This is a genomic window from Corynebacterium aquilae DSM 44791 (genome assembly GCF_001941445.1).
GTDB lineage: Bacteria > Actinomycetota > Actinomycetes > Mycobacteriales > Mycobacteriaceae > Corynebacterium > Corynebacterium aquilae.
Map to the genome: position 1 here is coordinate 2,459,809 of NZ_CP009245.1, position 12,633 is coordinate 2,472,441.

13 protein-coding genes are annotated in these 12,633 nt (G+C 62.0%); 5 read left to right on the forward strand and 8 right to left on the reverse strand.

The window, feature by feature from the left end:
- Window position 1: 1 nt before the first annotated feature.
- Together CAQU_RS10440 and purD are read right to left on the reverse strand one after the other, a co-directional pair.
- Window positions 2-1,387, reverse strand: coding sequence for a TrkH family potassium uptake protein (locus tag CAQU_RS10440; protein WP_075727520.1), 1,386 nt, complete (start codon window positions 1,385-1,387; stop codon window positions 2-4).
- Window positions 1,377-2,651 (reverse strand): phosphoribosylamine--glycine ligase, encoded by a 1,275-nt coding sequence (purD, locus tag CAQU_RS10445; RefSeq protein WP_075727522.1) that lies wholly within the window; start codon window positions 2,649-2,651, stop codon window positions 1,377-1,379. The genes CAQU_RS10440 and purD overlap by 11 nt, the downstream gene beginning before the upstream one ends.
- 25 nt (window positions 2,652-2,676) lie before the next feature.
- Here purD and CAQU_RS10450 point away from each other — a divergent pair, with 25 nt between their 5' ends.
- The 4 genes from CAQU_RS10450 (at window position 2,677) to CAQU_RS10465 (ending at window position 5,229) form a co-directional block, all read left to right on the forward strand.
- Entirely contained in the window at window positions 2,677-3,087 is a 411-nt protein-coding gene (locus CAQU_RS10450) for an HIT family protein (protein ID WP_075727524.1), read from the forward strand.
- Window positions 3,088-3,186: 99 nt separating this feature from the next.
- Entirely contained in the window at window positions 3,187-3,993 is an 807-nt protein-coding gene (locus CAQU_RS10455) for an esterase/lipase family protein (RefSeq protein WP_245797261.1), read from the forward strand.
- A gap of 164 nt (window positions 3,994-4,157) precedes the next feature.
- Complete coding sequence (locus CAQU_RS10460) at window positions 4,158-4,877, forward strand: alpha/beta fold hydrolase (RefSeq protein WP_075727526.1); 720 nt, start codon at window positions 4,158-4,160, stop codon at window positions 4,875-4,877.
- 55 nt (window positions 4,878-4,932) lie between these two features.
- The gene (locus CAQU_RS10465; RefSeq protein WP_075727528.1) at window positions 4,933-5,229 is read left to right on the forward strand and encodes a 2Fe-2S iron-sulfur cluster-binding protein; all 297 of its coding nucleotides are present in this window, start codon (window positions 4,933-4,935) and stop codon (window positions 5,227-5,229) included.
- A gap of 86 nt (window positions 5,230-5,315) precedes the next feature.
- On the opposite strand, the gene CAQU_RS10470 is transcribed toward CAQU_RS10465, so the two are convergent.
- The 3 genes from CAQU_RS10470 to CAQU_RS10480 are packed head-to-tail and all read right to left on the reverse strand — an operon-like array spanning window position 5,316 to window position 8,806.
- Entirely contained in the window at window positions 5,316-6,692 is a 1,377-nt protein-coding gene (locus tag CAQU_RS10470) for a hypothetical protein (protein WP_075727530.1), read from the reverse strand.
- 54 nt (window positions 6,693-6,746) lie between these two features.
- A complete protein-coding gene (locus tag CAQU_RS10475; protein WP_245797262.1) occupies window positions 6,747-8,111 on the reverse strand; it encodes a sensor histidine kinase in 1,365 nt (454 codons plus the stop codon).
- The gene (locus CAQU_RS10480; RefSeq protein WP_075727532.1) at window positions 8,108-8,806 is read right to left on the reverse strand and encodes a response regulator transcription factor; all 699 of its coding nucleotides are present in this window, start codon (window positions 8,804-8,806) and stop codon (window positions 8,108-8,110) included. The genes CAQU_RS10475 and CAQU_RS10480 overlap by 4 nt, the downstream gene beginning before the upstream one ends.
- 479 nt (window positions 8,807-9,285) lie before the next feature.
- On the opposite strand from CAQU_RS10480, the gene CAQU_RS10485 reads away from it, so the two are divergent.
- On the forward strand, window positions 9,286-10,206 hold the full coding sequence (locus CAQU_RS10485; RefSeq protein WP_075727534.1) for a hypothetical protein: 921 nt from the start codon (window positions 9,286-9,288) through the stop codon (window positions 10,204-10,206).
- Between the two features lie 175 nt (window positions 10,207-10,381).
- Here the strand turns inward: CAQU_RS10485 and CAQU_RS10490 are convergent, their stop codons facing one another.
- The 3 genes from CAQU_RS10490 to CAQU_RS10500 all read right to left on the reverse strand — a co-directional run bounded on the left by CAQU_RS10490 (window position 10,382) and on the right by CAQU_RS10500 (window position 12,612).
- Window positions 10,382-11,764, reverse strand: a complete 1,383-nt coding sequence (locus CAQU_RS10490) for an LssY C-terminal domain-containing protein (RefSeq protein WP_075727536.1) — start codon at window positions 11,762-11,764, stop codon at window positions 10,382-10,384.
- A 247-nt stretch (window positions 11,765-12,011) separates the two neighbouring features.
- Window positions 12,012-12,407 carry a hypothetical protein gene (locus CAQU_RS10495; protein WP_157108997.1) on the reverse strand — a complete coding sequence of 132 codons (396 nt, stop codon included), beginning with the start codon at window positions 12,405-12,407 and terminating at the stop codon, window positions 12,012-12,014.
- Between the two features lie 10 nt (window positions 12,408-12,417).
- Entirely contained in the window at window positions 12,418-12,612 is a 195-nt protein-coding gene (locus CAQU_RS10500) for a helix-turn-helix transcriptional regulator (protein ID WP_075727540.1), read from the reverse strand.
- Between the last annotated feature and the right edge of the window lie 21 nt (window positions 12,613-12,633).

Sequence of the window (12,633 nt, forward strand, 5' to 3'; positions counted from 1 at the left end):
GTTAACCAATGAGGGGCCTTTCGACGGGGTAGTTGTACAGCCTGCGCTGCTCACGAGCAGCCATGGCAGCAACCAAGGTGATCGGGCCGATACGGCCCGCATACATCAACACAGTAATGATCAGCTTCGCGCCGGTAGGCAGGGCGGCCGTGATACCGGTCGACAAGCCCACGGTGGCGAACGCTGAAATGACTTCAAACACGATCTGGTGGGTGGTGAACTCCGGGGCAATCAGCTGCACGATGGAGATAGCGAAAGCCACCAGCAGGCCAGCCAGCATGAACACGGCCAAAGCCTGACGCATCGTGCGGTTCGGGATGCGACGCTCAGAGAACAAAATCGCATCATCGCCGCGAATCTCCGCGATCATCACGGCCACCAACACCGCCACGGTGGTGATCTTCACGCCACCGGCGGTACCACCGGAACCGCCACCAATGAACATCATGAAGTCCGTCAAAATCAGCGAGGACGGGTGGAACTCGCCGAAGTCCACCGAGTTAAACCCGGCGGTACGGGTGGACACGGACTGGAAAAACGCCGACAAAATCTTGTCGCGAGTGCTCAGGTGGCTCAGCGCGCCATTCCACTCCATCAGCCCGAAACCAACGAAACCGGTGGTGATCAGGATGGTGGTACCGATCAGCACGAACTTGGTGGTCAGGCTGACGCGGGGCAGGTGGGTGATTCCCTGGGTGCGACGACGCAAACGCAACGCCAATTCCAGCAGCAGCGGGAAACCCAAACCACCGATCATGATGGCCGCCGCGATCGGCAGCAACAGGCCCGCATCGGAAACGAACGGCACCAGGTTGTCGGAGTGCAGGGAAAAGCCCGCGTTGTTGAAGGCGGAAATCGAGTGGAAAATACCCCACCACAAGGACTGCTCCCAGGTCATGCCGTATTCGAAACGGAAACGCACCACCAAAAAGCACGCGATGATGAATTCCACCGCGGCGGTGAAACTCAGGGTGGCCACCAGCAGGGTTTTCACGTCACCCAGCTGGGCGCCACGGCCTTCGGCCGAAGCATTCAGGCGGGATTTCACACCGATCTGGCCCGCAATCACCCACGAGGCAATCGTGGCCAGCGTCATGATGCCCAGACCACCGGCCTGAATCAGCAGCATGATGACGACCTGACCAAAGTGGGACCAATAGGTGGCGGTATCCACCACAATCAGGCCCGTCAGGCAGGTGGCCGACGTCGCGGTGAATAGGGCGGTGACGAAGTCCGCTCCGCCCGCGCCATCGGCGCGGGAAATCGGCAGCAACAACAGCACGGTGCCGATCAACACAAAGGAGGCAAATGATCCCGCGACGAGCTGCGCTGGCGACAGCGCGCTGCTGACAGGTTTGCGGCGCGGGGAATCCTTCTTAGGACTCATGGCAGGAAATCAGGCCCTGAACTGCGGGAAGCGCAATGTCGCTGCGGTAGTGTCCGCCCGGCAGCTTGATGCCGGCGAGGGTCTCATAGGCTGCCTGGCGAGCTTGCTCAAGGGTTTTACCCTTAGCCACCACGTTGAGCACACGGCCACCGGCGCTGACCAGCTCACCGGCCTCATTTCGGGCGGTGCCGGCGTGCAGCACGCCCGGCGCATCCGCGCCGGTAATGACGTGACCGGTGGCCGGGGATGCGGGGTAGTTTTCAGCGGCCAGCACCACTGTCAGGGCGTAGCCTTCCTCCCACTCCAGCGGAGGCTGCTCGGCCAGGGTGCCGGTAGCCACAGCGTTGAGCAGCTGCGCCAGCGGGGTCTTCAGCAGCGCAAGCACCGCCTGGGTTTCCGGGTCACCGAAGCGGCAGTTGAACTCCACCACGGACGGCCCTTCCTCGCCCCACGCCAGGCCGGCATAGAGCAAACCGGAATAAGGGGTGCCCCGGTTGACCATTTCTTTGGCAACCGGCACGCACACCTCGTCGACGATCCTTTGCACGCCATTTTCCGGCAGCCACGGCAGCGGCGTGTAAGCACCCATGCCACCGGTATTGGGGCCGGTATCGCCATCACCGACGCGCTTGTGGTCCTGGGCGGGCAGCAAAGGCACCACGGTCTCCCCATCGACCAAGCAGAACAGGCTGACCTCGGGGCCGGACAGGAAGGTCTCCAGCAGCACCGGGTTTCCGGCAGCCAGCACCGCGTCGACGTGTTCGCGAGCCGAGACACGGTTCGGGGTGACTACCACGCCCTTACCGCCAGCCAAACCGTCATCCTTGACCACGAAGGTGGGGCCGAAGTTATCCAGCGCAGCTTCGATCTCCTCATCACTCGCGCCGGGGGTGATGGTCTGGGCGTGGGCGGTCGCCACGCCGGCTGCCTTCATGATGTCCTTGGCGAAAGCTTTTGAACCCTCGATCTGGGCGGCGGCCTTATTTGGGCCAAACACCGCAAAACCTGCCTCGCGCAGGCTGTCGGCCACGCCGGCAACGAGCGGGATTTCCGGGCCGATGACCACCAGATCAGCCTCGACCTCGCGCGCTAAAGCAACGCACTGTTGGCTATCAGTGACGTCAGCCAGCGGCTTGAGCGTCGCCACGTCACTCATGCCGGTGTTACCAGGGGCAACAAACAGCTTCGACGTGGAGGGATCTTGAGCTAGGCCCTGCACAAGGGCGTGCTCCCGGGCACCGGAACCAATAACGAGAATTCGCATGCTCATTAGTCTAACGTGGGGGGACATGAGCACCGTTTTTAGCAAGATTTTGACAGGCGAAATTCCGGGCCGATTCGTCTACCGCGACGAGGATGTGGCCGCTTTCCTCGACATCAGCCCGCAGACCTACGGGCACACCTTGGTCATCCCCACCCAGGAAGTCGACCGCTGGACCGACCTGGATCCCGCCACCTTGAACAAGGTGATGGCCGTCGCGCAAGCAATCGGAAAAGCGCAGGTAGAGGTGTTTGATGCGCCGCGTGCCGGGCAGATGATCATTGGTTTCGACGTGCCCCACGCACACATTCACGTCTTCCCGGCGTGGGGTCTGTCTGACTTCACTGGCCCGGGTGTTGAAAGCCCCGAAGAGGATAAAATGGACGCCGCGCACAAGGCGCTCGCGGAGAAAATGGCGGACTTCACCTACCCCACCTAAATGGGGGCACCCGCGCTACCCCCGTGGGCGGGAATCCTCCCACGGGTCCCGACGGTTTTACACCGCCACCCCGCCTAGATTCGGACAAGGCAACCCACCGTGACCTATTTTTTGCACCGCGCCACCCAACCGCGGGCCACCGGCAACGACAACCCGCATGCTCCGGCAGCGGCTGCCACCTTCCTGCCGACCCGCGGATGGTTTGAAGACGATTGGCGGGCCACAGTCACCCGGGCGCGCCCCTGGCCCGTCGTGCTCGTCCACGGCACCACTGTGTCCAATGGGGATTGGTTGGAACTCGGAGCCCAGCTGCGCCGCCAGGGTTGGGCCGTCTTCGCCCCGGCCTATGGCACTCGCGCCACCAACCACGTGGCCGACAACGCAGAGGAAGTCGCAGCCTATTGCCGGCAGGTCCTCCACGCCACCGGCGCGGAACAACTCGTCATGGTGGGGCACTCCCAAGGCGGGCTCGTGGCGCGCGCCTGCCAGGTCTTCCACGACATTCCCGTCAAACACCTGGTCTGTTTGGCCACCCCAAATCACGGCACTTCCCTAGGCGGAATGCTGTCGACGCGGGTGACTAACGAACGCCGCGCGACCCAAATGACGCAATTGATTGACCGCTTCTTCGGCCCCGCCGGCATGGATCAAATTGCCGATAGCGAATTTTTGCAGCGCCTTAACTCCCATCCCGAAACCCTGCCCGGCACCAGCTACACCTGCATCGCCACCAAGACCGACAGCACCGTCGTGCCCGCCGAGTCCTGCTTTCTTAAAGGCGCACAATGCATGTGGGTACAAGACTTCTTCCCTGTTGCGATGGTGTTGCACGAACAAATGCCCTACGACAAGAGGGTGCGTTCCCTGGTGGTGGGCGATATCGAACAGCTGCGCAAACTGACCTAAACCGCTTATCAAGTTCTGTGACCATCCCCATAGCCGCTCACGGGACTTATCTGCCGGGCAGCGCGTTGAATAGCAGTGGAGGGTGCCCCACCCGCAGGCACTGCCCCAACCCATGTGGTGTCGCACGCCCCTAAAGTGTGCGCAGACTGAAAAGAGTTTCGCCCATGACTTTGAACCTGATGCACCTTATTCCGCGCCGCGGCACAATGCCCACCGCCGCCCCGCTGCGCCCCGGCGACTACCCGGTGGTGTTCCTCCACGGCAGTTTCGGCTCGGCGGGCAATTTGGAAAAGCCCGCCCGCCGCGTCGCCGCCTGCGGGGTCCCAGCACTAGCGATTGAATATTCCTCCCGTGGGGTGGGTGACCTGTACCGGGGCAAGCAGGAAATCGCGCGGGGTTTGCGATCAATTTTGGACACGGTCGAACGGGTGGATCTGGTGGGCCACTCCATGGGCGGTTTCATGGGTTTGCAGGTGGCCAGCATGCCGGAATTCGCCGGCCGCATCGGCACCCTGGTGGGGTTGGGCGCCCCGTTTAAGGGGCACCCCTTGGAAGGAACCGCCATTACACGTTTCGCAATCCGACACCTGTTCGGCCCGGCCCACGACCAGCTGTATGCGCACGTGCACCAGCCGGCCCGCATTCCGGATGAGCTGCGGGTGGTGTCGATCATTTCGGATGCGGACACGGTGGTAGCGCGCCCGGTGGCGGAATTCGGCGAAATTGTTGAAGTCTCTGGCATTCCCCACTCCCTCCTGTCGGGTTTGGAGGAAGAAGTGCTAGAGGCCCTGGATCGAAAAGAGTTCGAAGACCATGTGGCGCGGCTGCATTTCGCCGGGGGTTCCCCGGATCCCTCGCCGGTGAAAAAGTTCATCATGCCTTAACAGGCGAGGTTGTGCTGGGTGGAATGTGGGTCAGCTTCGTGCCAGGCTGGTGGGTATGAGTGAGATTGTTGGAGATAACGTCGTCGAGCTGGATGGCGTGGAGTACCGCTTCGAGTGGCCGGCGGATAAGACGCTGTTGCAGTCCATGCTGGACGCCGGGATTCCGGCACCGCATTCCTGCCAGATGGGGCGCTGTGGTGCGTGCCGGGTGCATGTGGAAGGCCCGCAGACGCGGATGCGGGAAAACCACGTGTTGGATGATTTCGATGTCGAAGCCGGCGATCGTTTGGCCTGTCAGACGCTGCGAAATGAGGGCGATCTGACGGCTGCGGAGTTGGATTATCCGTTCTAAGGGAGTCCGAAAAAAGTCAGGGGCAGGGTGCTGCCGGAGTGTGTTCCGGTAGCACCCTGCCCCTTTTTTCGTTAGGTGTGGGGGTGTTAGGTGGTGCGGGCGATGCGGAGAATGATTTTTTCTACCGGCCCTTGGTTGCGCCAGCGTCGCCAGAGGCTGCTTGCTGTGGCCAGGATGATCAGTTCCATGGCGATGAGGTAGAGGATGTTTCCTCCGGGGATTTTGATGGGGCTGTTGTTGTAGATGGGGCTATCGGAATCGATGGGTGGAGTGTCTGGGGTTTCGGGGTTGATGAGTCCGGCGTCGATGAGGTCTTGCTCGTTGATGGTGGTGAAGGTCATGTCGAGCATTTCGGGGGAATACAGGTAGGTCAGCGTGCCGCTGACGTCGTCGGCGCGGCCGACGAGCTGCTCAAGGCTGGTGAAGTGGGCGGCATCATCGGCGAACTCGGCCAGGATTTTCTCACGCACGGCTTGGGCTTGGGGGTCGTCGAAGAGTGCGGTTTCCGCGCCGTCGTCATGCGGTGCTTGCTCGGGTTCTTCGGCTGCTGGGGCGAAGGTGAGTAGGGCGACAAGGAAGACCGAGTTGATGGCCACAACGGTCAGCAGGTGGTGTCCGAGGCTGGTCAGCGGGTAAGTGAGGGTGGTGAGTGTGCGGGTGGTGCTGGTGGGCTGGGGGGCTTTCCGGTGGATGGCGCGGGAGAGGGTGATGGTGATGTGGATGAGCGCGATGGCCCAGCAGAGGGTGGCGATGAGGTCGAAGGGGGTGCCGGAGAAAGGGCGTAGCGCTTCGGGCAGCCAGGGGTAGATGTCGGAGCCGACGTAGATGGTGCCGTAGTCGGGCAGGGGCAGCAGGTGGCGGCGCCAGAGGTGGATGCCGATGCCTAAGGCGGTGGGGATCCACCAGAGCTTGTTGGGGGCGGTGCGAAAGTACAGGATGCCGATGAGGATGCCGAGTGGTCCGAGCAGGAACAGGGCGTCGCCGCCCATCTCGTAGGCATCGGTTTGTCCGCCGGAGGTGTAGTAGCTCAACCAGTCGAGAAGCAGTGGTAGGGCGAAGAGCACGATGATGGCGGCGCCCAGCCAGGAGTTGGGTTTGATAAGGCTAAAGGCTGCGATGCCTAAGCCGATGGAGCTTAGAAGCAGGGATTGGTCGTAGCTTCCTGCGTGTTGTCCGATAAGTCCGATGGCTATAAGTGCGATGGCGACGGCGATGCCGCGTTGGATGGTGTACAGGCGGCTGTGGGTGGCGGCGGCAGCGGCGAGACTGTAGCCGGCGGTTAGGGTAAGCACGGTGCTGCTGACGCCGCTGAGCAGCATCTCTCCCCACCATTTCATGGGGCTGATTTCGAGGACGCTCCAGGTGATGAAGCAGATCAGTGCGTAGGCGCGCAAAAGGTCGAGCGCGGTGTCGTGCTGTTGCGGGCTCGGGGCGGGGGTAGTGGGGGCGCCGTCGTGGGTCATGTCCCGCATCTTAATTGGGCTTGGTTGTCGATGCGGGGGGTTTGGGGGATGGGTTTATTGTTCGATGGCTGCGGAGTTGGGCAGTTTGACGCTGAAGGTGGTGCCTTCGCCGGGGGCGCTGACGACGTTGACGACGCCGCCGTGGGCTTCGACGAGGGATTTGACGATGGCGAGTCCGAGTCCGGATCCGCCGCTGTTGCGGTTGCGGGAGGCGTCGGCGCGGTAGAAGCGTTCGAAGACGTGGTTGGTGTCTTGTTCGCTCATGCCGACTCCGTTGTCGGCGACGGTGACGGTTGTGTAGTCCTCGTCTTTGCAGAGTCCGACGGTGACTTCGGCGTCGGGTCCGGCGTGGACGAGTGCGTTGTTGACGAGGTTGGTGACGACTTGGCGCAGGCGTCCTTCGTCGCCGAGGACGACGGGGATTTCGTCGCAGTCGGAGTGGACTTTGATGATGCGGTCGGGATGGGCGACGCGCAGGCTGGTGGCGACGGAGACGGCGACGTCGAGCAGATCGACGGGTTGGGCGGCGAGTTTGTTGCCTTCGGCGCGGGTGAGGGCGAGGAGGTCTTCGACGAGGACGCTCATGCGGTCGGCTTCGTCTTCGATGCGGGTGAGGACGTAGTCGGCGTCGGGGGCTGCCCCGCTGCGGTAGAGTTCGGCGAATCCGCGCACGCTGGTCAGCGGGGTGCGTAGTTCGTGGGAGGCGTCGCCGACGAAGCGGCGCATTTGTTCTTCTTTTTCGCCCGATTCGACGATGGATTGTTGCAGCCGGGCGAGCATGATGTTGAGCGCTTCGGACAGCTGCCCCACTTCGGTGCCGGCGGGCCAGGCGGGCACGCGCCGGTCGAGGTCGCCGGCGGAGATGCGTTTGGCGACTTCTTCGACGGTGCGGAGGGGTTTGAGGCTGCGGCGGATGACGACGAAACCGACGATGGCGAGCAGGATCAGCACGATGGTGCCGATGATCCATTGCACGAGGGCTAGTCGGGCCAGCAGGTGGTTTTCGTTGGCGGTGTCGCGGCCGACGATGGTGGTGGCGTCTTTGTCGGCGACGGCGATGACGCGCCAGGGTTCGGCGCTGGCGGAGCCTTCGGCGGCGGGCACGGTCACGGGTTCGGCGTCGACGGGGAGGTTTTCGATTTTTGGCGCCGAGGAGGAGTCGTTGAGGATGAGGGTGGTGCCGTCGGGCATGATTTTTGCGACGAAGAAGGAGGACGGCGGCCGGGGGGTGTTTTGGGAGAAGAAGTCACCGCGGCGCGCCCAACCGTTGGCGGCGTCGAGGAGTTCTTCGTCGACCCGGCTGTAGACGAAGTCGCGCATGATGCCGTCGACGGCGACGCTGGCGGCTCCCATACCAACGCCGGAGAGCACCACTACCACGACGAGCAGTAGGGTGCGCAGCGGCAGGTGACGCATCATGAACGGGGCTTACGCAGCACGTATCCCACCCCGCGGACGGTGTGGATGAGCTGGGGGTCGCTGGTGTCGATTTTGCGGCGCAGGTAGGAGATGTAGGACTCGACGACGTTGCCGTCGCCGCCGAAGTCGTAGTGCCACACGTTGTCGAGGATCTTGGCCTTGGAGAGCACCACTTCTGCGTTGAGCATGAGGTAGCGCAGCAGGTTGAATTCGGTGGGTGATAGTTCGACGATTTCGCCGCCCTTGGTGACTTCGTGGGTTTCGTCGTTGAGGGTGAGGTCGGCATAAGACAGGGCGCTGGAGGATTCTTCCTCTTGCACGGCGCCGCGGCGCAGGATGACGCGCAGGCGGGTAATGACCTCTTCGAGGGAGAAGGGTTTGGTGACGTAGTCGTCGGCGCCGATGGTCAGGCCGTGGATGCGGTTTTCGACGGCGTCTTTGGCGGTGAGGAACAATACGGGGCCGTCGTGTCCTTCCGCGCGCAGTTTCGGCAGCAGGTCGAAGCCGTCCATGCCGGGCATCATGACGTCCAGGATGAAGGCATCGGGTTGGAATTCGCGGGCAACGCTGAGTGCTTCCATGCCGCTTTGGGCGGTGGCGACCTCGAATCCTTGGAATTTCAGGCTAACGCTCAACAGTTCAACGATGTTGGGCTCGTCGTCGACGACGAGTACTTTGGTTCCGGCTTCGTTCATGATGTGCTTCGCACCCGTTCTTTCGTTTGAAAAGTTTCCTCAATAATTTTTTCACACTTGTTCCCGCCTGGGCAGGTGTTTTGCCAGCCGGGGGTTGATGCTTGGTTCCCATTGAACCACGCGCGCGTGGGCAGGATGCTGGCTGGAATCGTAAAGCCGGCTTGGAGGATGTATTTAACTTGCCGAAAGCGTGCAGCTTTTTGGAAGATTATCCGTTACGCTGTGCGAATTCATTGTCGACTGGTGATGTCTCGCTCGGGTGTGCGAGAACTCCACACAGCCGTTTGCGCCGCGCCTTTTAGCCTGTGGGTGTATCCCAGCTTCTCCCCTTTCCCCAGGTGGTGGTCACCGTGTTGTCTTCCGACACTTTTCAAGCTTGCGCCCCACAAAATCCCCCGCGGTTTGCGTCCTTGCCGGGCGCTCAAGCGCCGGTGCCAGCCGCAAAGGGGGTGCGGGCTTTTGATCCGACAACCCTGGTGATGGCCTTGCAGGCCCTTTCCGAGCAGGCGGGGGCGCACACGATTGTGGATAGCAGCCTTTCCGGCCGGTTGTCGCAGAGCTTGGGCAGCCTGGGAACTTTGAGCATTTCCCAGGACACGGTGTCGGTGACTATCGATACCGGTGTGATGCGTTGGGCCTTTGAGCAGTGGGATCTGCCGCACGCTGACGTGTTTGAAAGCTATAGCGGCCGGGATTGCTATGGCATTGCTTTCGATTCGGGATGGTTTGTCCAGGCAGGGCTTGGCGATGTCACCCATTGCCCCATGCGCCTGCCGGGTGGAAAGGTGGTGTCGCTGTGGTGTGCGGAGTTGCCTCAGGACGTGTTTGAGAAGGTGGCTGCCGATGGGCTGCAGCTGACCCGCACGTGTCAGTCGTTGATGGCTGATTGCTTGAGTGCTGCTGAGTCTGGCGCGCGTCGGGATGTTGATGGGGTGTTGATGTTGCCGGCAGTCGATGTTCGCTTTGCTCATGGCTGGCTGCAGCCGAGTTTCGTGCATGTGGACTGCGGGTTGCCTTTACAGGTGTCTCAAAGGTTTTGCTTTGCGATCTGTGAGCAGGGCGCGCGCTGCATGGTGGAAACCTTCGCGGAGATCACCGGGGCGCCGGGTTCACTGCCGGAGGTGGTGGATAAGTTTTTTGGTGCTGCTGGCCCGGTGGTGATGTGGTTTAGCGAGGATGCGTTGACGATTGGGGCGGCGCAGGCCGGCCAGGTGGTGCCGTTTGCGATCTATGCGGTCACTGCCGAGGGGTTTGCGGATCCGGATCATGATTTTGATCTGCACCACATGAGATTTGGCCCCCGGTTTTTCCAACGCCACGCGTCGCCACCGGAATCTTTGCTCAGCTCAGCTGGGCCAGGTGGGACGCGAAGCGATCCTGGCCGCACATCCGACAGATAACCCCACTTAGGGCTTTGCCGTGGTGTGCTGCAGTTTGCTGTGGTTAGCCGTGGAGGGCCGGAGCTTTTTCGGCCCCTGTGTGGGCTGTGGCAGTTATGGGGTTGGCCCTTGTGGGTGAGGTGCGTCGGCTTCGGCACGGCCGGGGTGTGCCCGCGATGTGGGTGTGCGGGTGTATTTAGGTGGTGGTGTGGCCGAGGTGGCGGCTGACGACGCCACTGCGGCGGCGGACCGCAAAGACCCATTCACGCACGCTGGTAGCTGACAGGCTCATCACGACCAGGAGAGATAGGGCAACGTCGAAGGTGTCGGCCAGGGCGAAGTGGTCGCTGCTGGTGAGCACTCCGAGTTCGGCCAGTCCGGTGCCGGTGGCCAGGACCAGTAGTGCCAGGCGGGCCCAGCGGAATTTTTTCACGGTCGCGACGAACAGTAGTAGTTCGACCAGTGACAGGACGCCCAGGCCGAGTCCGTAGGAGACGAGTTGTTCGCTATCTTGACCCCAAAGGTGGGGAAAGAGGCTGGGCAGGATGGTGAGTGCGAGGGCGCCGATGGCTTTAAAAGCGATGACGATGCCGGCGATGGTGAGTTGTTTGGGGAGGAATTCTTTGTCCAACAATTCGGCGTCACCACCGATGAGGGTGGATTTGTGGGCGCTGATGTCGACCCCGGCGGCCTTTGCGCGGGCGCCGGCGCCCTCAACCTGCACGACGGGCATGGTGCCGTCGGTGCGTACCGCGTCACCGCCGCCGTTTTTGTCGTGGTAGGCCACGGAGAAGTCTTCGATCACATCGACGGTGATGTCCGGATCGGCGTAGCGCAACGTGTCGATGATGTAGTCGCGTTCGGCGTCGATGTTGGCATCAATTTTGTGGGTGATTTGGAAGGTGAGGCTGGAAAAACCCACGGAGCGGTCGAAGGTGCCGGCAGCCAACCAATCCACCGCGTGCCCGCCGGGCAGCATCCAGCCTTCCGGCACCCGCCAAAACCGCACGTGGTGGCGTTGGGCGGCGGAGCCGTCGACTTCCTGTTGGAAGGCGAAGTCCTGCTTGCGTCCGAAGACGAACAGGCTGGACACCGGTGCTTGCGGGTAGGAGGTGCGCAGCACGGAGCTTTTGATAATGCCCAGGGAGGAGCGCAGCGTGATGGGGTCGGCCATCACCCACCCGGCGCGCCGCATGGCGGCCTGGATGTCGCTGTCTGTGCCGACGATGGCGAGGTTGATGGGATCGCCTAGCAGCCCGTCGGAGGTTTTTGAGCGGCTCATGAAGTAGTCCGGCACGTAGATGGTGGTGAGCAGTTGGTGCAGGCGGGGTAGCGCAACATAGGTGAGCACGGCCCAGAAGCCGATGAGGGCGACGATGGCGTGCCACTCTAAAGTGAGCCCGGACAGGAGCAGGAGCAGGGCGAACCAGAAGGTCATCACGAGTCCTGCGATGACGAAGAAGCCGTCGATCAGGCTGTAGAGCCGTCCGATGGGGAGTGCTTGGGGTTGGGGGAGTTTTTTGTACGTCGGCGGGCTGGTGGGGATGGGGTAGGTGTTGTTGGGCTTAGGCGTGCTCATGGGGTGCTCACTGGGGCGTTAGGTGTCCTGCTGGTGGTGGTTTTACCCTAGCGCGAATCCGCGCCGGCGCTGAGTGCCAGCGCGCAAGCGCTGGTGCTCCCCTTATCCCCCGCCTGGTTTTTTGCTGCCTTTGGGCCGCTGGCGGCTGGGCGCGTTTGGGCTCACTCCGCTTGGGTGGCGGGCGGTGTTGTGAGCTGTTTGGGGTGTGTAATGGGGCGCGCGGCGGGGTGTTTTTGGGGGCCGCAGGTTAGTAGCGTTTGGCGTAGTACCTGGTTGCTAGGTAGAACACTGCGATTTTGATCAGCAGGAAGATTTCGAAGGCGAGGACGGCAAGCCCCCAGGTGTGTTTTTCGGGGTTGACGAGTACGTAGCCCCAGATTGCGATGATGCCGGCCCAGAGGTCGATGTGCATGGTCAGTGCCAGGGCTTTGGTGGCGATGTTGCGGTCGCGTTCGTCGACCGCTTCGAACATGGCGATGCGCCACACGTCGCTGCTGGTGTCTTTTTTGGCGTGGATGACCATTGCGAAGCTGATGGCTGTGCCGATGAGCATGGCGGTAAAGAGGGTCCAGCGTCCCTGGATGAGGAGCACCACCATGACGATGGCGAACAGGCTGAAGCCGGCGATGTTAGTGGGGGACATGGTGGTTTTGTTAAACCTCGACATCGAAGAGTTCCTCCACGGTGGTGTTGAAAAATCGTGCGAGCGCCACGGCGAGACGCAGGGAGGGGTCGTAGCGGCCGGCTTCTAGGGAGTTGATGGTTTGGCGCGAGACCCCGACGGCCTTTCCTAGTTTTTCCTGCGACACCCCCATCTGGGTGCGCAGTTGACGTACTCGACTGTCCATATGTCAAAAGTACTTGACACT